16 protein-coding genes are annotated in these 19,254 nt (G+C 47.3%); 10 read left to right on the forward strand and 6 right to left on the reverse strand.

Features of this window, described 5'->3' with window-relative positions:
• Window positions 1–85 precede the first annotated feature (85 nt).
• From OL444_RS21450 to OL444_RS21480, 7 genes are all read left to right on the forward strand, one after another.
• A complete protein-coding gene (locus OL444_RS21450) occupies window positions 86–649 on the forward strand; it encodes a TetR/AcrR family transcriptional regulator (protein ID WP_264729801.1) in 564 nt (187 codons plus the stop codon).
• Window positions 650–734: 85 nt separating this feature from the next.
• On the forward strand, window positions 735–1,661 hold the full coding sequence (locus OL444_RS21455; protein ID WP_264729800.1) for an alpha/beta fold hydrolase: 927 nt from the start codon (window positions 735–737) through the stop codon (window positions 1,659–1,661).
• A 47-nt stretch (window positions 1,662–1,708) separates the two neighbouring features.
• Window positions 1,709–3,139: an MFS transporter gene (locus OL444_RS21460; protein WP_264729799.1), complete on the forward strand. Its 1,431-nt coding sequence runs from the start codon at window positions 1,709–1,711 to the stop codon at window positions 3,137–3,139.
• 114 nt (window positions 3,140–3,253) lie between these two features.
• Window positions 3,254–4,174 carry a GlxA family transcriptional regulator gene (locus OL444_RS21465; protein ID WP_264729798.1) on the forward strand — a complete coding sequence of 307 codons (921 nt, stop codon included), beginning with the start codon at window positions 3,254–3,256 and terminating at the stop codon, window positions 4,172–4,174.
• Between the two features lie 71 nt (window positions 4,175–4,245).
• Window positions 4,246–5,043 carry a DJ-1/PfpI family protein gene (locus OL444_RS21470; protein WP_264729797.1) on the forward strand — a complete coding sequence of 266 codons (798 nt, stop codon included), beginning with the start codon at window positions 4,246–4,248 and terminating at the stop codon, window positions 5,041–5,043.
• A gap of 420 nt (window positions 5,044–5,463) precedes the next feature.
• Window positions 5,464–6,042 carry a TetR/AcrR family transcriptional regulator gene (locus OL444_RS21475; protein WP_264729796.1) on the forward strand — a complete coding sequence of 193 codons (579 nt, stop codon included), beginning with the start codon at window positions 5,464–5,466 and terminating at the stop codon, window positions 6,040–6,042.
• Window positions 6,043–6,574: 532 nt separating this feature from the next.
• Window positions 6,575–7,570 (forward strand): cyclase family protein, encoded by a 996-nt coding sequence (locus OL444_RS21480; protein ID WP_264729795.1) that lies wholly within the window; start codon window positions 6,575–6,577, stop codon window positions 7,568–7,570.
• Window positions 7,571–7,631: 61 nt separating this feature from the next.
• Here OL444_RS21480 and lpdA read toward each other — a convergent pair whose 3' ends face one another.
• The 3 genes from lpdA to OL444_RS21495 form a co-directional block, all read right to left on the reverse strand.
• Window positions 7,632–9,035, reverse strand: a complete 1,404-nt coding sequence (lpdA, locus tag OL444_RS21485; RefSeq protein WP_264729794.1) for a dihydrolipoyl dehydrogenase — start codon at window positions 9,033–9,035, stop codon at window positions 7,632–7,634.
• Between the two features lie 471 nt (window positions 9,036–9,506).
• Window positions 9,507–10,244 carry a peptidase associated/transthyretin-like domain-containing protein gene (locus OL444_RS21490; RefSeq protein WP_264729793.1) on the reverse strand — a complete coding sequence of 246 codons (738 nt, stop codon included), beginning with the start codon at window positions 10,242–10,244 and terminating at the stop codon, window positions 9,507–9,509.
• Between the two features lie 149 nt (window positions 10,245–10,393).
• A complete protein-coding gene (locus tag OL444_RS21495) occupies window positions 10,394–11,335 on the reverse strand; it encodes a proline dehydrogenase family protein (RefSeq protein ID WP_264729792.1) in 942 nt (313 codons plus the stop codon).
• A 501-nt stretch (window positions 11,336–11,836) separates the two neighbouring features.
• Here OL444_RS21495 and OL444_RS21500 point away from each other — a divergent pair.
• Window positions 11,837–13,324 carry a calcineurin-like phosphoesterase C-terminal domain-containing protein gene (locus OL444_RS21500; protein ID WP_264729791.1) on the forward strand — a complete coding sequence of 496 codons (1,488 nt, stop codon included), beginning with the start codon at window positions 11,837–11,839 and terminating at the stop codon, window positions 13,322–13,324.
• A 110-nt stretch (window positions 13,325–13,434) separates the two neighbouring features.
• Here the strand turns inward: OL444_RS21500 and OL444_RS21505 are convergent, their stop codons facing one another.
• A complete protein-coding gene (locus tag OL444_RS21505) occupies window positions 13,435–13,893 on the reverse strand; it encodes a GNAT family N-acetyltransferase (protein WP_264729790.1) in 459 nt (152 codons plus the stop codon).
• Between the two features lie 328 nt (window positions 13,894–14,221).
• Here OL444_RS21505 and OL444_RS21510 point away from each other — a divergent pair, with 328 nt between their 5' ends.
• Entirely contained in the window at window positions 14,222–14,860 is a 639-nt protein-coding gene (locus tag OL444_RS21510) for a response regulator transcription factor (protein ID WP_264729789.1), read from the forward strand.
• Here OL444_RS21510 and OL444_RS21515 read toward each other — a convergent pair.
• Window positions 14,811–17,600, reverse strand: a complete 2,790-nt coding sequence (locus tag OL444_RS21515; protein WP_264729788.1) for a sensor histidine kinase — start codon at window positions 17,598–17,600, stop codon at window positions 14,811–14,813. The two genes, OL444_RS21510 and OL444_RS21515, sit on opposite strands and share 50 nt — an antisense overlap.
• A gap of 24 nt (window positions 17,601–17,624) precedes the next feature.
• Between OL444_RS21515 and OL444_RS21520 the strand changes: the two genes are divergently transcribed.
• Window positions 17,625–17,786, forward strand: coding sequence for a hypothetical protein (locus OL444_RS21520; protein ID WP_264729787.1), 162 nt, complete (start codon window positions 17,625–17,627; stop codon window positions 17,784–17,786).
• A 315-nt stretch (window positions 17,787–18,101) separates the two neighbouring features.
• Here the strand turns inward: OL444_RS21520 and OL444_RS21525 are convergent, their stop codons facing one another.
• Window positions 18,102–19,169 (reverse strand): hypothetical protein, encoded by a 1,068-nt coding sequence (locus tag OL444_RS21525; RefSeq protein ID WP_264729786.1) that lies wholly within the window; start codon window positions 19,167–19,169, stop codon window positions 18,102–18,104.
• Window positions 19,170–19,254: the final 85 nt, after the last annotated feature.

The raw sequence follows: 19,254 nt of genomic DNA on the forward strand, positions 1-19,254 counted from the left end.
ATCCTGGTGTCCGGCTCATTATATTTTTAGATAGACCTCTCTATTTTTTAAAATAGTTCCTATATTTGTCTTCCAATTCAGGCTTATGCAAGAGAAAGTTAAAGTACGGGACAGGATCCTCCATGTCGCCACTGATTTGTTTTACCACCAGGGTTTTAATCAAACCGGTATTAATCAGATTATTGCGGAAGCAGATATTGCCATTGGTTCTTTGTATAATCATTTTCCGTCTAAAAATGATTTACTGCTGGCCTATTTACAACGGCAGGAAGATGAGTTGTTTGAAGGGTTTGAACAGGCTATTAAGGGGGTTACCCATCCGCGGGATAAAGTCCTGAAATTTATAGATTACCGCATTGCGCAACAGCAAAGCTCCGGGTTCTGTGGCTGCCCTTTCACGAAAATCATTTCGGAAATCGGCGACCGGGATCCGAAAGTACAGCAGCTGGTACAGTCGCACAAAGAAAAACAGCGTACCATGCTGTATGGCTTTATCAAACAGATGGAGTATACCGGATCGCTGGACAGGAAGCTGCTGGCTGATACCCTGTTCCTGATGCTGGAAGGCGCTACCATCAGCACCACTATTCACCAGAATATACAGGCGTTGGAGAGTGTGAAAAAATACCTGAAAAAGATCAGCGATTAATTTTTTTGAAAGATAAAAATAGATATATCTATCTATTTTAAATATTCTCTTTCCGGCCCGACTATTATTTTAAATCTATATCAACATGATACCTATCAATGAAACATTCAACGGCACGTTTCCTTTCGCGCCGCATGTCAGTACCGTGGCGGGATACCGGATGCATTACGTGGACGAAGGCGAAGGACCCGTAGTACTCTGTCTGCATGGCGAACCTACCTGGGGCTACCTGTTTCGCGAACTCATCTCCCGGCTGGCAGCCGATCACCGGGTGATTGTACCGGACCACATGGGATTCGGGAAAAGCGAAACTCCGGCCGACCGCACCTACTGGCTGCAGGACCACATTCAAAATCTGGAACAACTGGTACTCGCGCTCGACCTCCGCGCCATCACGCTCGTCATGCATGATTTTGGTGGTCCCGTTGGTATGGGATTGGCGGCCCGGCATCCGGAACGGATCGCCCGCATCATCAGCCTGAATGCGCCGGTGCCTTTCGGGCAGCCGGAGCTGGCTGCAGCGCTGCAGGCCAATGCTGCCACCGCTCCCTGGTTTCAATGGATCTTACAAGCCGAAGCCGCGGGTACGCTGGAACAGGTACTGACGCAACTGCACTATCATATCCTTAGTACCCTGCACCTGAACGGATTTGAGCGGAAAGACCTGATCACCGACACGTGGCTGGCAGCGTGGCGCACACCTTTTACTACGCCTGCAGACACCCTGGGCGCGCTGGGATGGGCCAAAGGATTTGCCACAGGTGCACATGTTTTTGAAACGCCTTCCGCCGCCGTGCAAGAGCAAATCAGTCGCTTACCGGCGATGGCCGTCTGGGGTATGGCAGATCAAACCTTACAGGCCACTCATTTCCTGCCATTGTTCCGGACCCTTTTTCCGGCTGGTCAGCTACATGAATTGCCCGGTGTAGGCCATTACAGTCCGGAAGATGCACCGGAAAATATTGGTCTGCTGGTACGTCGGTTTCTCGATGCTACTCCTCTGCTTCTCTAATTATTTTTTTCTTTAAAAATAGATAGATCTATCTATATAAATATAATATGAAACCTCCAACTTCCCGCTGGTTATCCATGCTGATTGTATCCACTTCCATCTTCCTGGCAGTGATTGATATCTTTATTGTAAACGTGGCTTTACCTGCCATTAAAAAAGGCATCAACGGCACCAACGGAGAGCTGCAGCTGGTCATAGCCACTTACCTGATGGGCTATTCCTGCCTGCTGATTACCGGTGGCCGGCTGGGTGATTACTATGGCCGGAAAAAAATCTTTCTGGCCGGCATGCTGATTTTCACCATCAGTTCCTGCTTTTGCGGGCTGGCACAGTCGGGCCTGCAACTGAATACGGCCCGTTTCTTTCAAGGCATCAGTGCGGCCCTGATGACGCCGCAGGGCGTTTCGTACATACAGGTATTGTTTCCGGAACCCAGGGAACGGATGAAAGCCATCGGTATTTATGGCATCATTGCCGGGTCGGCCTCTGTCATCGGACAATTCCTCGGTGGCTTCCTACCCGATACCCACCTCATTGCGGAAGGCTGGCGGCTGATCTTTTTCATCAACCTGCCACTGGGTATACTCGCCCTGATAGCAGCGTTTCTCTTACTAAAAGAAACGCCCCGCGATCGTTCCCAACAATTTGACTATGGTGGCGTTGCCCTGCTCACCCCAGCCCTTTTTTGCCTGATATATCCGGTCATCCAGGGCCGGGAGCTGGGCTGGCCGGCCTGGAGTATTGGCCTGCTGGCAGTATCCGTGGTACTGTTTATGCTTTTTGTACGGGACCAACGGCGGAAATCTGCCCGGCAACAGGCGCCACTGATCAACATCGCGTTATTCCATTACCGGGATTTTAAAATAGGGTTGTATGCGACTATTTTTTATTTCCTGGTACAGGAACCCTACTTCCTCATCACAGGCGTATTTTTCCAGGATGGCTTGCATATCAGTTCTCACACTACCGGCTACTACTTTGTATTCCAGGGTATCGGTTATGTGCTTGCCTCTATCCTGTCGGTAAAACTGATGCACCAGTTCGGGAAGAAAGTGTTGCAGGGGGGCATTTACACGATGATAGCCGCGCTTTTGCTGCATGTGTTTTTCCTGAACACTGCCGCTACGCATCCCCTCACCTTTCCGGCCATTCTTTTTTTATACGGACTGGGCTGCGGATCTGTGTTGCCGTCCTTGCTGGCCTGGTCGCTGAAAGGCATACCCCAACAGTTTGCCGGTGCAGCCTCTGGTACCTACTATACGGCGCAACAATCGGCCATTGCCCTGGGAGCCGGTGTTACAGGCGGTGTATTCTTTTACTTCACAGGTAGTAATCCCGGGTTATCCGATTATACCAACGCGTATCACATCACCTTATATGTCAGTATTTTTCTGTTGATGATGGTCAGTATTTGTTTGTTTATTATGCCAGACCGCCCGGCAGATGTACCGGTACGGACCAGAGAACTGCATGCCTGATTAAATATTTAATAAAGCAGACGCATTTTTTCGCGTCTGCTTATGGCGGCTTCCTATCCGACGTATCTGTTTTAGTCCTAATTTTAGGGGATGCCACTTTCCGAAACGCCGCTTATGCAGGTTGTATTTATGTTGCCACCGCAGGTACATTTGCTGGACTTAGCCGGTCCGGCGCACATCTTTTATGAAGCTGCCTGTTATGGGGCGCCCATCCAACTGGTATACAGCAGTATTTATACCGGCGAATCCGCTGCTGTCAGCAGCGCTGCCCTCTCTTTCCGGGAGCTGGTACCATTTGATCAGCTGACGTTGCGGGCCGGGGATCTGGTGTTTGTGCCGGGGCTGGATTCCGCCTTGTTGTTTGATCCGCACTTCAACAGCTTGTCCGCCCCCTTTCAGCAATGGCTGTATCACCAACATCAGCAAGGTATTACGGTATGCGCCGTTTGCACCGGCGCCTTCCTGCTGGCAGCTGCCGGCCTGCTGGATCATAAAAACTGTACCACGCACTGGAAATACACCTCGGCTTTCAGTCAGCGATATCCGGCAGCTCGTTTACTGACCAACCGACTCTTTGTGGAGGAAGCCGGTATCTATACCAGCGCCGGCGTCGCTTCCGGCATTGATCTGGCCCTATACCTCACGGAGCAGTTGTGGGGGCCCCAGTTTGCAGCTAAAATCGCCAAAGAAGTGGTGATCTATTTCCGTAGAACATCGGAAGATGAACAACTCAACATCTTTACGCAATACCGCAACCACCTGGATCAACGCATACACGAAGTACAGGATATTTTAAGCCGCACGCCTTCCCAGCGGCATACGCTGGCAGCACTGGCGCAAAAGGTGCATGTGAGTCCGCGTAACCTTACCCGGCTATTCCGGAAAACTACCGGCATCACCATTGGCGCCTACCAGGATCAGTTGCGCACCACACACGCCCGGCAATTACTCGGTGAAGGACATACCTTACAGGCTGCTGCGCAGCAATGTGGATTTAAAAGTATCAACAGCCTGCGCAGACTATTGCAGCCATAATGGCCCGATACTGCATAGGGTTGGCCGGATCAGGGATAGTACATGGCGTATCTTTGGAAAAAATTCCTGTCATGCCCAAAGTGTTCCACTTATTATGCCTGTTATTATGCGCATTTGTTTTTCCCGTTACCGCACAAACCCTTACTGCTGCTTATTATTGTCCACCTTGCAACCAACGCTGCGATGACAACAGTTTTACGGCTGCCGGTACTTGTCCGCATTGCGGCATGACACTTATTACCCAAGCGGAAGCCGCGCAGGCGAAAGCTAAAGCGGTAAAGCCGCTGACCATCTTATTTTACCTGCAGGATGGTGTAGAGGTACTGGATTTTGCCGGACCAATGGAAGTATTTGCCTATGCAGGTTTCAAAATCGCCACGGTTTCCAAAACCACGGACCCCATTCTTTCACAGGGTATCTTAAAGATCATTCCCGATTACAGTATTGCCAACGCCCCACAAGCGGATATTGTCGCGTTTTTTGGGGGAAGTTCTTCTGCGCCCGCCGATGATACCGCTGTGCTACATTGGCTGCAAAAGAAACAGGCACCCACTTATTACTTTTCTGTTTGCACCGGTGCTTTTGTGCTGGGGAAGGCAGGGTTCCTCGATCATCAGACGGCCACTACTTTTCACGCCAGGATTGACAACCTGCGGAAAGCGCTGCCCAAGACCAAAGTATTATCAGGGGTACGTTATGTCGACAATGGCCGGGTGATTACCACTGCGGGCATCTCTGCCGGTATAGACGGGGCACTGCACCTGGTAGCCAAAATTTACAATAAAGCCGTAGCCACGCAGGTAGCGCAATATATGGAGTATGATAAATGGGTGCCCGATCAGGGACTGGTAGTACAGCCAGGGCACTAACGCCAGCTGGTTCTACCTTTGCAGATACAAACGTATAGCCGGTGAGGTAGGTATGCTTTACCGGCAATTTCATATAGTCGTTTCCGTTACTATGCCAGGGCAGCCGGAGGCCCAATCCCAGGCGGGCCAGCACCCAGTCATCGTGATCCCACATTTCCGTTTTTCTTCCGCCGTGCTGATAATCCCATTGGGAGTCCAGCTCATATTCCACCAGTACGCCGTTGCCGGCCAGGGTTACCCAATATTTCCTGTACCGGTACGGGCACGAATTGCTGCAAGAAAGCGGGCTGTAAATACATACCGTGTTATTTAGGTTTCCTGTAATAAAGGGCCAATGTGCATATAATCTGATAAACAGGCGGTGAGCCACTTTTAAAATTCTTGAACGATTGTTTTAAAATATATACCTTTGCTCCTGTTATGGCCAGACTGAAAGAATTTAACCCGGAAGAGCGCCTGGAAAAAGCCAAACAGCTTTTCTGGGCCAAAGGATATAATGCCACTTCCATGAAGGATATTGTAACTGCCACGAAGCTCAATCCCGGTAGTATATACGGCACCTTCGGCGGCAAACAGGCACTTTTTCTGGAGTGTCTGAAAAGCTATGCGACAGAGAAGCTGGCCGCCTTTCAGCAAGGGGCACATATGCCTGGTTCTCCGCTGGCGATACTGGAAAATATGCTCCGGAAAGGAGCAGATGAGTTGCTGAAAGAAGGTAAAGGATGTATGGTTTTAAAAACCACCCTGGAACTGGGGCGTAAAAACAAGAAGGCGTACGCCATTGCCTCGGGACAGGCACGGGATATTGTTGGTATCTTTGAAAGCCTGCTGCAGCGCGCGCAGGAAGCTGGTGAAATCGCACCGGAAAAAGATACCCGGCAACTCGCCCTGCATGTATACGCCGGTTACAACGGCCTTTGGCAGATGGACCTGCTGTTAAATGAACGGCTGCTCATACATACCTTGTTGGATCAACTGATAGGCAGCCTGAAAAACTGACGTGCGTTATCAAAAGCCTCTCCGGTAAAACAATGCTGCAGAGGTTATTTTTTGATCAATTGTTGAATAATTATTCAATAATTTAAAATCAGTATTTATTGAATGCAGATGGAGATATTAAAATACAGGTATGGCAGGTGAACCATCTTCCTAAAAAATGATATTAAAATGATCATCTGTACAAAACAGTGCTCTATCAGGTATACATCTCCCGGAAAAATAATATACAGATCCTGCAGCATTACAGCCTGTACCCAGGCGTAGGATGGCAGTGTATGGATAAATGATCTATTCACGTATGGTTGTCTGGACAGCGTATCCATGGGCTATAAAAATTACAGCGTGGCAGACATATCATCTCTCGCCTGAACAAATAGCAGATAGGTTTAGGCAGATGATATCCGGTGCCGGTTATTTTTTGACTAATTATTGAATAATCATTCAATATACTAGTACCATTACCTAAAATACAAGATGCATTATTTTTTCATCAATAATTGAACAATTATTCAACAATATAAATCTAAACAACATGTATACATTTTACAGATTAGGCCGGAAAAAGACGGTGCTATTGACCTTCGCGCTGGCAGCTACCCTGCATGCCACCGCACAGACAGAACAAGCCGGCACCAGCCCATGGGGACCTGCAGATGAAATTGGCACCCTGAACATGATGAGTGACAGCAACAATCTTTCTTTGTTTGCTAAAATCAGGACAGGGAAAGTCTATGATCTGGGGGTAGAATATTTCACCGGCATGCCGGGCTTTACAGAGCTGGGCGACCCGGCCTATCAGTACTGGCTCACCCATACGCCCCGGGGCACGGTAGTAGGCAATCATACCAAACAAGGCGGCGACATGAACCGGAAAGTCAGCTATACCGGCGATGCCATCTCCATGTACACCCACACCGGCACACACATTGACGCCCTCAATCATTTCGGATTACATGGTAAAATCTGGAACGGCTATACGCCGGACGAACACCTCAGTGACAGAGGATGGGATAAAACAGGCGCGGAGAAAATACCACCTATCATCGGAAAAGGCGTGCTGATAGATGTACCTGCCTATAAAGGCGTGGAAGTATTGCCCGGCAATTATGTTATTTCACTCGAAGAAATACAGCAGGTCATCAAAGCCCAACAATTACAAATCAACAAAGGAGACATTGTACTGATCCGAACCGGTTTGATGAAATACTTTTACAACGATCGGGAAAAATTCATGCAAAACAGTCCGGGTATTAGTATGGAAGCCCTGAAATGGCTGGTAGAAGAAAAAGGCGTGATGACGCTGGGCGCCGATAACCTGAGTCTGGAGGCCCTCCCCTCTAAAGATAAAAGCAACTGGCTACCAGGACATACCTATCTGCTGGCGCAAAAAGGCTCCATGTTTATTGAGTTGGTATACCTGGAAGACCTGGCCAAAGCGAAGGTGCGTAACTTTCTCTTTGTAGGTTTACCGCTGAAAATACGTGGCGCCAGTGCAGCTCCGATGCGCCCATTAGCTATCCCACTATAACGGTACCGGATATATGAAAAAATGGTTCCCGGCCGGTATATCCGACCAGGAACCGTTTTCATTAAATATTAATGGCCCCCTGCCCTCCTGCCATCAGGTAGGCATCTTTCAATGCTTCCGCATAGGTAGGATGCGCATAGCTGATGCGGAACATTTCTTCTACCGTAATTTCATGTTCTATGGCCGCTACCGGCTGTGCAATCACATCTGCAGCCCTTGGGCCTATAATATGGACGCCTAGTATTTCTCCGTATTGCGGTGATACCAATACCTTCACAAATCCTTCTGCATCCATAGATGCCCGTGCGCGGGCACTCGCCAGATAAGGAAACTTCCCTACACGGTAGGTAATGCCCTGCGCTTTCAGCTGTTCTTCTGTAGCGCCTACAGCAGCTACTTCCGGCCAGGTATATACCACCGAAGGAATCAGCTGATAGTTGATACGGGGATGATGCCCGTGTATGATTTCGGCAGCAAAGGTACCTTCCTCTTCCGCCTTGTGTGCCAGCATCGGGCCGGCCACCACATCACCAATAGCGTAGATGTTGGCCACTGTTGTCTGCAGCTGCGCGTTGACGGCTATTTTGCCGTTTTTCTCCGGTACAATGCCTACTGCTTCCAGATGCAGTCCATCCGTATAGGGCCTTCTGCCTACCGCCACCAGGCAGTAATCCGCCGTAATGGTTTGTGCCTGTCCCTGCTGATCCAGGTACCGGACTTCCGCCGTCTCACCCTGAGCGGTAGCACCCTGCACCTGGCTACCCAACAGGATATTGATCTTTAAAGCCGACAGGGTTTTATATAATGCCTTGCCCAGCTCCCGGTCCATGGTAGCGATCAGGGAATCGGTATATTCAATGATCGTTACACGGGTACCGATGCGGGCATAGATAGACGCCAGTTCCACCCCGATGACCCCACCGCCGATAATCACCATGGAAGCAGGTATAGCCGGCAATGACAAGCTTTCTGTAGAGGTGATGATACGCTTTTTATCGATGCTGATGCCTGGCAGAGACGATGGCTTGGAACCTGTAGCGATAATAAAATACCGACCGGTCAGGATGGTTTCCTGCTCACCTGCTACCACCCGGAGATGCGTGGCATCTATAAAACTACCGGTGCCGGTGTGTACATCGATCTTATTTTTTTTCATCAGGTAAGCTAAACCGGCTGTATTCTGTTTGATCACGTCTGCCTTACGCCGGATGAACTGTTCAAAATCCAGTCGTATACCGTTCAGCTGAATACCATGTGCCTGAAACTGTTCCTGTGCCTGATGGTACCGTTCTGAGCTATCCAGTAAGGCTTTGGTGGGAATACATCCCACATTGGTACAGGTACCGCCCAGGGTGTTGTATTTTTCTACGATGGCTACTTTAGATCCCAGCTGTGCAGCACGGATAGCCGCCACGTAGCCTCCCGGGCCGGATCCGATCACTACAACGTCATATTGATTATCCATAAAATAAGGTAATTGTTTTTATACCCATCGGATGGTTATCTGCCGATAAAGCAGGCATTTATTTAATACCAATCGGTATATTAAACATTATAAATTATCTTTTTTGCGGTACAAATATAGTATAAATATACCAATCGGTATATTATTTTTTTTCATTTCAATGCCTTTAAACAGAAAAGGAGTAACACAACGGCTACTCCTTGTTCATGGTCTAATTACTTCCCTTATATATCCATTTTCTGCTGATGACGAATCGGGAAAAAATTTCCTACGTGTATACGATATCGTTACCGCTGCTGTGTGTAATAAAAAAAGAGGAACGATGTGTTCCTCTTTTTGAATTTCTTCGTTACCTTTTTTAATAAGCAGATGTATACGTTCCGGTTAGGAGTGCGTCTATCATGTAATAATAAATGTCTGTCTGACAATCAGGAGCAGATAGTTATCTTTTACTATTTACCGGCGCTGTATTTAAAGGCGGGTATTGTTCCGCGTATCAGAGAAGTATTTTCCCCAGTCCCGGATATATTCATAATACTGGTATTCATTTTCAAAACTGTGGAGTAATTCAAAGGTGGGCCGGTATTGCCGCATGAAAGTATCCAACAGCGGAGACTCCAGGCCGGTCAGCTTTTTAACCAGGCTTCTGTTGAACCGGTAGTCGATGTACTTTTCCCGCTCTTCCTGTTCGAGGTACTGCCGGAAGGCTTCCATTCTCTTTATTTTGCGCATACTGAACAGCATATCCAGGTTAATACCTACGCCTACGCCATTTGTACCACCGGCCAGTACTTCCGGGGCATAGTCAAATATTTTACGGTATTCTTCCCGGCGTTTCAATGAGTCCAGTTTATAATCGAGCTTTTTGGTGGTTACCTCCACCATGGGCAAACTTTGTACATCCACATGCAGGCTCATATCAAAGGGCCGGTTGGGGTGAATTTCCTTTAATGGGAACTTCATAGTGGCTTTGCCCTGATAGGAAAAGCTGAGGGAATCTTCCGGCATCAGCCGGATACTGTAGCGCCCGAGGGAGTCCGTAACCGTACCGGCGCCGGAGGTACTCATCACGCTTACACCGGGCAGCCCAAACCGGGCCGACCGTTCGTAAACGGTTCCGCTGACCCGCACCTGACCAGCTGCCGCCAGACAAAAGCATACCAGCAACGTGGATATAAATGCCTTTCTTATAAGATTAGTGGTTACCATTACATCTCAATCTACCACAGGATAAATACATGGACAAGTATACGCAGAATATTAACAAATCCTTTCATTTTTTGTCCGGCGCCGTTGCCGGCGGCCGGACCGGTGTTTTGCTTTTATCAACAGCTACCTGAAAGAGCGCTGTTACCTCATCAGGCCTCTACAATATCCTGCAATGCCTGAAAAATATTCAGGGGATATTCCGCTATCCGGTTGCATAAATAGAGGTACCACTCTTTCCCATATACGAAATACAGTTTAGTGCTATACCCATCGGCTTTCAACTGCACCAGTTGTTCCGTACGGATACCATACAGGCTTTCAAATTCGTAGCTATCTTTATCCGGCTGATACTGTTGTATCAAGGTTTTGGCCCGTTCCTGGATTTTGTCGTGGTGTGTGGCAATAGCGCATTTATGCCGTTGCTGCAGGAGTTGATCGATGTAATACATATAGGTATCATCCAGCTCTGCTCCCCTTGGCATCGAGCATCCGGCGGGCGTTTCAAAGGCTCCTTTTACGATTCTGATACGGTTGGGCAATTGTATCAGGTCTTTGAAATCGTCTTTCGTCCGGTACAAATAAGCCTGTAAAGTGATCGCCAGGTTATCGTATGTTTGCGCGGCAGTTTTATACGTGTTGATGATGGCGTCTGTACGCTCCGTTCCTTCTGCGCTTACAATGACCTCTATGCCTCCTTTGGCAGCAGCCGTACAGATAGCAGCCAGGTTTTCCCGGCATAGCGTTTCCGCTACTGCCAGCCCGATATGGGAAAGATCCAGTGAAACAGTAGCCGATAACTGCTGTTGCTGTATTTTTTCACAGATCCGGATAAATTCGGCCGTTGCGGCATTGGACTCTGATTCATTCCGGGTACTTTCACCCATAAACTCTATGGAACATTTGAATCCTTGCTGATTTTGCTGTTTTACCTTTACGATTGTTTCTTCGAGTGTTTCTCCGCCAATATACCTGTCTGCTGCTTTTTTCAACAAATTAAACACTACCTCATTTTGCAGCAGAAAAGCCTTTGCGTCTTCATTTAACGCCGCCTTTTTCAAGGCAGCTGCGCCTATCGTCAACAAATGGTCCATATGGATACAGATTTAGGGTACAAAAATACTAAGGGAACGGTTAAATGCGGCTGAAAGTCTGTGTGGTTCAGCCATGTTGTATATGGCAAGACGCTGCAAAGTGGCTGCTCATAGCTCCTGCAAGAAATTATTTTCTTTCTTGTCATATCAAAAACATAAGCAATCCCGGTCATCATCAAACTAATAGTATATTATTTTATAATCTCTTAAAATATTCTTGAAAAGATAATAATTCCTTAATAAAAAATTCATATTGCGCCATTACTTTAGCGCCCCAATGAGGAGGTACCATACCCACCGGGATTTTTAAACCAGCCATAGCCAACAATTGTACAGACAATCACCCGCCATCGCCGTTTTGAAAATCGCCATTCATAGTCACCATTGTTTACCGTGTATGCCACACCGTTAGCAACCGGCAACAACACTACAAACAGCCTTCATCCGGCCTTGTTTTCACCCATATCACAACGAATAAACGAACATAAACAGACATATATCATGCTCAACAGAAGAAGTTTTCTAAGAAATGTGGGAATTACCGGATCCTTGCTGACAGCACCTTCCCTGCTACTCAAGGCCCAACCGGCAGCAACAGCAGGTAATATAGATCTCTCTTCCTTTACCTTAAAAGGGAAAGTACTTAGCCAGGGCAAAGGTATCGCCAACGTATCCGTAACAGATGGTATCAATATCACACAAACAGATAAGAACGGGCAATATGAACTGGTCAGCAATGCCACTGCTACCCTCGTATATATCAGCGTACCGGCTGGATATGCTATTCCGGAGCAAAACAGCATCGCCGCTTTTTATCAGCCCATCAACAAAAATAACCGCACCGCGAAATATGACTTCCATCTCTCGAAACTAACTGTAGACGACCGTAAACATAATTTCGTGGTATGGGCAGACACCCAGATGATTTCCAAGGCAGATGCAGAACAGCTCAAAGCCCAGACTGTACCCGACTTACAGGCATTGCTCCAATCTTACCCGAAAGAAACGTTGTTCCACGGTATTGGTTGCGGTGACCTGGTGTGGGATCATTTTGAACTATACGAAGACTACAAGGCAGCTATCGCCATGTGTGGTATTCCCTTCTATAATGTTATCGGCAACCACGATATGGACCTGGATGCCCGTACGGATGATCATTCTACGCACACTTTCAAACAACAGTTTGGCCCTACCTATTACTCCTTTAACCGGGGCGATATTCATTACGTAGTACTGGACGATGTTTTCTTTATCGGGGTAGATAAAAAATATATTGGTTATCTGACCGAAAACCAGCTGCAGTGGCTGGAACAGGACCTGGCACTGGTAAAACCCGGTAGTACAGTAGTGGTAAGTCTGCACATCCCCACTTTCACCGGTGCAGCACGGCGTGAGAAAAAAGAACCGGAGCTCGGAGGTATGGTGACCAACAGAAAGCAGCTGTACAAACTACTGGCGCCTTTTAAAACACATATCATGAGTGGTCATACCCACTTCAACGACAACTGGGAAGAAGGCAATATCATGGAACACAATCATGGTACGGTATGTGGCGCCTGGTGGACCGGCCCTATCTGCGGAGATGGCACTCCCAGCGGCTACGGCGTGTACGAAGTAGATGGCGCGGATATCAAATGGTACTACAAATCCACCGGCTTTCCGAAAGAAAAACAGGTCAGGGTTTATCCCAAAGGCAAAGTGAAAAATGCGCCGGAGGAAATTGCTGCCAATGTATGGAACTGGGATAACAAATGGAAAGTGGAATGGTATGCAGATGGCGTATTACAAGGCCCTATGGAACAACGCGTCGCTAATGACCCATGGGCTGAGGAACTGTATGCCGGTCCTCAGTTGCCTAAGAAACATAAGTTTGTGGAACCAATGCTGAATGATCATATGTTCTTTGCCAAACCAGCTGCCAACGTGCAAAAGATTACGGTAAAAGCGACCGATCGTTTTGGTAATGTTTATGAAGATACCATCGGATAGGTTATCATCTTTTTATATAGAAAATGGCTGTCAGCATCTGGTCTGACAGCCATTTTTTATATAAACAAGTGCGGCATATTGTCATTCATCTATACCCCCCCCAATAACGATTACGGCTGTACGCTGATGCCATATATCCGGGAAGATTCTTCCCATGGATGATATCCCTGCCCGATGTATGCAAAGCCATACCTTTCATAGTAACCAATATGATCCGTACTTAAATAAAGATGCGTGAATCCCGCGCGGGCTGTATCCGCCTTGGCCTTTTCTATCAACAGCTGCGCGTAGCGATGGCCCCGGTGTGCCTCCGCAATATAGATAGCACATATCCAGGGATATAAGTCCACTCTGCTGATAAAATCGTTTGTTATCAGCCCGGCACAACCGATCACTTCTCCCTCCTTTTCCAGCAGATACCACTGGGGCAACGGTGCAGCAGCGCCAATACTATGACTGACAGCATCTTCATATATGATCGGATAGACGTCCGGCCAGGATTGCTGGAGGTACCGGATAGCGATATCTTTATACGCCGGGGTTTCTCTCACCGAAATAACTTTTATCATACACACTCCTTTTTTTCAAAGATATCTTTTTCAGTAAAACATTTTCCCACTGGCACTTCAAAAAACAGCTTTCACTTCATATACAGGGCGTCTATATACCCTTTGCATACAAACTCCTGGCATCTCTAAACTTTGAACACGGCACTGGTTTATTTATTCCTGTCATAAAATATCTATGGTCATACTACGCAACGCTGTCGCCATTTTCACCTGTAGTAATAATCAGACAAATCATATTCCCAACAGACAAGCTGAAAAAATCCACTACTTTCGCCAGTGAAAATAAAGATCCCTGCTGCCAGACAGCGCCATTTTAGCAGATGATTAAATGATGAATGTTTTAATTGCCGATGACCATGCCATCATCCGACTGGGGTTAAAGCTGATGATTGCGCCTGAATTTGCCCCGGTAACGATCGCGGAAGCAGCCACTTTTGATGAAGTGATACAGCTTGTCAGCCAACAATTATTTGATCTGCTGATCCTGGATATCAATTTGCCAGGCGGCAATAATATTCACATGTTAAGTTCAGTCCGTTTACGGCAACCGACCTTAAAGGTGCTGATTTTCTCCGCCCTGGATGAGCAACTATATGCGCTCAACTTTCTACAGGCCGGCGCAGATGGTTATCTGCAAAAATCCACAGCAGCCGAAGAAGTTAATCAGGCGATCCGGGTCATCCTAAAAGATGAAAAATACATGAGCCCGGCGACCCAGCAGCAACTACTGCAGAGTAAATCCGGCGACAAACAGCTGCAGAACGCTTTTATGGAGCTTTCCGCCCGGGAAATAGATGTGATGAACCTGCTGACAAGAGGCATTCCTATTGTTAAAATAGCAGAAATATTGCATGTACATATCAGTACTGTCAGTACCTACAAAGCCCGTTTATTTGCCAAGCTGGAAGTAAACAATATCAGTGAACTGCTGCAAAAGGCGAGGCCGTATCATTTCCCGGCATGTTAACCGGCATCGTTAATACAATCTTTGTTCCTCCTGCCGGCGCATGCGTACTGACCAGAATACTGCCCCCGATAAGCTGCAGCAATTCCATGACCATCATGATACCCAGCCCGGTGTGTGTAAAGGGAACCTGTGCCGTATCGTAGGCATTCTTTTCAAAGCGGTTGATCCAATCCATCAATGCAACGGGCATACCTTCCCCGGTATCTGTCAATTCAATCAGTAAATAGGGCCCTACGATTGCCGACGTTATCCGGATCTTTCCTTTTTTCGTATACTTCACCGCGTTATCCAGCAGGTTATGCAGGATAACAGACAACAACTGCCGGTTGATAAATACAGCTGTTTCCCGTACAATATCATTCTCCAGTACCACTCCCCTGGCCTGTGCCATCGGATAAAAAATATGCATTTTCTCTTCTGCCAACAGGTAGATATCCACGATCTCCAATAATGGTCCATTCACCCGGTACTGCGATTTCATATAGCGGATCAGGTTCCCGATCAATACCGACATGCGTTGCAGGCTTTCATAGGCTACATCCCGTTCCGCAGCGGCCATATCCACCTGCAACTGATAGCTTTTACCCATTACAGCGACCAGAAATTCCAGCGGTGTTTTTATATCATGGCTGATGGCTGCCAGCAACCGTTGTTGCATAAATGCCTGCCGGCGTAGCTGTTGTTCAGACAGCTCCAGGTTCTCCAATGTTTCATGCAATGCTTTTGTACGTGCAGCCACATGTAATTCCAGCCGGCGGTTTTTCAGCTGAATCCCCCGCAACCGCAACCGGTAAAACATCCAAACCAGCAACAGTAATATAACAGCTACCAGTATACGAAACCCCGTTGTTTCATACCAGGCAGGTAATACCACAATGCGGAATATGCCTTCGATCGTGTTCTGTTTACCGAATCCATTTACTTTTCTGAGATGTAATTCATATTCTCCGGAAGGCAGCGAAGCAAAAGCAATCGTCTGTTCATCATTCACAGGCAGCCACAGGGGGGCTTTCTGCTGATCCGGCCCATTCAGGGAGTAATACAACTGCAGGTTACCGGGGTCGCCAAAATAAGGAGAGCTGACATATATTTTCAGTTGCCGGAAATCAGGCTGCAGCGTTATCATTTGTGCCGCCGTTACCTCTTTCGTGTCCAGTTCTACCCGATCTACAAATATGCCTTTTGCCGGCAACTCGGCAGTGATAGCAGCGGGATCGAAATATACCAGTCCATCCAGGGATGGCAGGGAAACAGCACCATTTCCCAGTTGCAAGGCGCATGGCTCACACCCACCATTAAATTCATTGGTATTGAATCCCTGGTCTTTCCCATAATACATGTAAAACAACTCCTGTTGTATACCAGCTGCATATGCCAGCCCATCCCGGCGACTAAACTGAAATAATCCTTTGTTCGTTGTCACCCACAGGTATCCTTTTGTATCCTGGAAAATACAATGCGCTGTTGCCAGGTATTGGCGGCGGTCTATCGGCAGTTGTGTCAGGCGATTATTTTTATACAGGAAGATGCCATCGCCATAGGTAGTTATCCATATTTCTCCGCTTTCAGGAATATAGATGCTGCGGATATATTTTCCCCGGAGGGCCGTCAGGGTATCAATGCGGTGATCCTGCAAGTGCAACCGGAACAAACCTTTTGCTGTGCCGATCCATAGTACATCCGGTGTTTCCGCATTCATAAAAGCCGGGTCTACTATCACCGGCGTATACAATTGCCGTTGTAGTACCTGCGCTTTGGTATCTATCATGTATAACCCCTTCTTCATGCCCCCAATCCACAGCCGTCCTTCTTTGTCCAGATAAAGCTGGCTGATAAATTCTCCGATATCCTGTTGCCAGTCTATCGCCGTGAGTGTTTTATTCAGCCGGTACAACATATTCTCATGCTTGAACCAGTAATTCCCTCCCGGCTCCTGTACCATACTGTAGTCATCTCCGGTCTTCCGGATATAGCTCAGCAGCGGAACGGTATACACTGCTGCCGAATCAAACACCACTCCGTTGGCAGTCAATACCCCCTTATTGCCATAGGGCGCCTGGGCATAATATACTTCATTGTTTTTATTGCCAGCTTTCCGTGTCCGGAACTGTTGGCGGCTGCATACATAGAGTCCTTTTGAAGTACTGCCCAGGAAAAGCCGGTGATGGTTTTCATCATAGTACATGGAAACAATGGCATTCCCCGTAAAGTCAAATCCATTCAACACTTCCAAGGTATGTACCGTACCATCCGGCATCAACTGCAACAGATAACACTGATCAGCTATACCGATAAATACCTGTTGCATGGCCAGGTTCCAGAAAACCTTTATGGGCTGTTGTAACAACCTTTGTTGTGCCAGCGCTCCGGTTACAGACACCTTCCGGGGTTTCTCCTTTTCATAAAAGATAACATCTCCCTGATGATTGATATAACATAACCGGCCGCCCAACACAAAGAGTCGTTGATGAGGTAATGCCGGTACAGTGAAGCGGTATTGTTCCCGGCTGTTTTTCATCAACCGCACGGTGTCATTACTTATCAAAAAATATTCATCCTTCGTCCGGGGAAATGTAAACGTGGCATTTTTCCAGGTATGCAGGTTCACATCCGGGAGTTTGTTTACCAGAAAACTATCCAGCACCCTCGTTTTCATGAGGTAGCTGTAAGCCTTATCATGTGAGGAAGCCCATACCATTTTCCCTTTATCACTGGTGAATATCTGGTAATTTTCTGTCATGGCCCGCCAACTACTTTGGGTATCATGAGGATAGAAGAAAATCATCCGGCCGCCAATAGTATCAAAATTTCCACGGCCCACCTGCAGGAACTGACGCCCATCAAACCTTGTCGGGCCTTTTTCGGTAAGGAGCCACAGAAAGCCGGCAGCATCGGGGGCTATGTATTTTACACTATTCTGGGGTAGTCCGTTTTCATCTGTATAATGACGGATCGTGTAGCCGGACTTTTCCGTCCGGCTTTCGTTTGCATAGATAAAATGGCTATGTAAAAGCAAAAAAAGATATAGACAATAAATGGTTGTTTTCATTTCAAAACCGGCGGACACACCACGAAATGCAGGGAAAAGATCGTACCAGGCATAGTGCGTACCTAAATTTACTCACTCGTATAAAAGCGATGCAATATAACCAATTCCGAAGGAGCAACATTTGACATATGTCAAACAGCCACGCGAAAATCGCGTGGCTGTTTGATAATGATCGTAAGATAAGCTATCTTTTTACTTCGACAGTTTACTTTCCAGTTCTTTCAGGCGTTTTTCCTGTGCAGCCAGTAACTGTTGCTGTGCGGCCAGTTGTTTTTGCTGTTCAATCAGGTACAGCGTCAGCTCTTCAATCTTTCTCATTTGTTGTTGCTGCATGTCACCCACATCCAGGCCATCTTTGATAATGGTAGCTTCAGATGGAATACCTGGTAAGTGCTGGTGCTCCCGAATGTGTTTTTCCACTTCCTGTAAGGTAGGCAATGTATAACCTGGGTGGAAGACATCATCGGCCCAACCGGTTGTGGTGACTTTTACCCGCTGTCCTGTAATGATCCCTGCTACCGAGAGCAATGACTGCGGCTTGGAGGTACCGATACCTACGTTCCCGTTATCCATTAATACTAAACGGGGCGCACACATGCCTCCGCCGGTACAGCCTTTTTCATCATAGGCCCAGAATTGCAGGCTATTGCCATAAGTTCCGGACATATTCATGATATTCCATAATCTGGCCTGTCCATCTGCTGCCTTAGCAGGATTCACCACGGCAATTGTTCCGCCTACATTAGGATTATCAATCCTACTGATAAGCTGACCCATTGCCATGATGTTACCCTGTACATGCAGCTTTGCACCAGGTTCCTTAGTCCCGATTCCAATGTTACCCAAATTATTGATACGCATATGCTCCCCTCCGGAGGTACCAAATACAATATTCTGCAGCATATCCGGTTTACTGGAATAACCACTGAGGTCAATAAAGGATTTGGATCCTGCATATTTTCCGCCGCCCGCACTTAACCTTAAGAAACCATCGTCCTGATAATAAGAGGTACTACTTTGACCCCGGAGTTCAATAATAGTAGAATTCAGCAGGGACGGACGTTCACTCGCACCATCCAGCCCCGCGCTCAGGGAGATCCCTCCGTCAATAAACATCTTACTCTTGCCATCTTCTTTGTCGCCCAGGATCAGACGCCTATCCGTCTTATTTCCTCTCTCCGTGACTGACTGTAAAGTCTCTTGTGCATAGGAATGTACCATCATACAACTCAGGGCAACGGTAAACAAACATCGTTTCATAGTTTCAGGATAATTTTATCGTTTTTATAATTGTTTACAACAAATGATATTTTTCTTTCTATTCCAGTTTACCTACTGATAAAAG

The sequence above is a fragment of the Chitinophaga nivalis genome (genome assembly GCF_025989125.1).
Classification (GTDB): Bacteria; Bacteroidota; Bacteroidia; order Chitinophagales; family Chitinophagaceae; genus Chitinophaga; species Chitinophaga nivalis.

Bases quoted from the DNA above. Each gene is read 5' to 3' on its own strand.
- OL444_RS21450 (WP_264729801.1), top strand. From the start codon at position 86: ATGCAAGAGAAAGTTAAAGTACGGGACAGGATCCTCCATGTCGCCACT.
- OL444_RS21455 (WP_264729800.1), top strand. From the start codon at position 735: ATGATACCTATCAATGAAACATTCAACGGCACGTTTCCTTTCGCGCCG.
- OL444_RS21460 (WP_264729799.1), top strand. From the start codon at position 1,709: ATGAAACCTCCAACTTCCCGCTGGTTATCCATGCTGATTGTATCCACT.
- OL444_RS21465 (WP_264729798.1), top strand. From the start codon at position 3,254: ATGCAGGTTGTATTTATGTTGCCACCGCAGGTACATTTGCTGGACTTA.
- OL444_RS21470 (WP_264729797.1), top strand. From the start codon at position 4,246: ATGCCCAAAGTGTTCCACTTATTATGCCTGTTATTATGCGCATTTGTT.
- OL444_RS21475 (WP_264729796.1), top strand. From the start codon at position 5,464: ATGGCCAGACTGAAAGAATTTAACCCGGAAGAGCGCCTGGAAAAAGCC.
- OL444_RS21480 (WP_264729795.1), top strand. From the start codon at position 6,575: ATGTATACATTTTACAGATTAGGCCGGAAAAAGACGGTGCTATTGACC.
- lpdA (WP_264729794.1), bottom strand. From the start codon at position 9,035: ATGGATAATCAATATGACGTTGTAGTGATCGGATCCGGCCCGGGAGGC.
- OL444_RS21490 (WP_264729793.1), bottom strand. From the start codon at position 10,244: ATGGTAACCACTAATCTTATAAGAAAGGCATTTATATCCACGTTGCTG.
- OL444_RS21495 (WP_264729792.1), bottom strand. From the start codon at position 11,335: ATGGACCATTTGTTGACGATAGGCGCAGCTGCCTTGAAAAAGGCGGCG.
- OL444_RS21500 (WP_264729791.1), top strand. From the start codon at position 11,837: ATGCTCAACAGAAGAAGTTTTCTAAGAAATGTGGGAATTACCGGATCC.
- OL444_RS21505 (WP_264729790.1), bottom strand. From the start codon at position 13,893: ATGATAAAAGTTATTTCGGTGAGAGAAACCCCGGCGTATAAAGATATC.
- OL444_RS21510 (WP_264729789.1), top strand. From the start codon at position 14,222: ATGATGAATGTTTTAATTGCCGATGACCATGCCATCATCCGACTGGGG.
- OL444_RS21515 (WP_264729788.1), bottom strand. From the start codon at position 17,600: ATGACAGAAAATTACCAGATATTCACCAGTGATAAAGGGAAAATGGTA.
- OL444_RS21520 (WP_264729787.1), top strand. From the start codon at position 17,625: ATGAGGATAGAAGAAAATCATCCGGCCGCCAATAGTATCAAAATTTCC.
- OL444_RS21525 (WP_264729786.1), bottom strand. From the start codon at position 19,169: ATGAAACGATGTTTGTTTACCGTTGCCCTGAGTTGTATGATGGTACAT.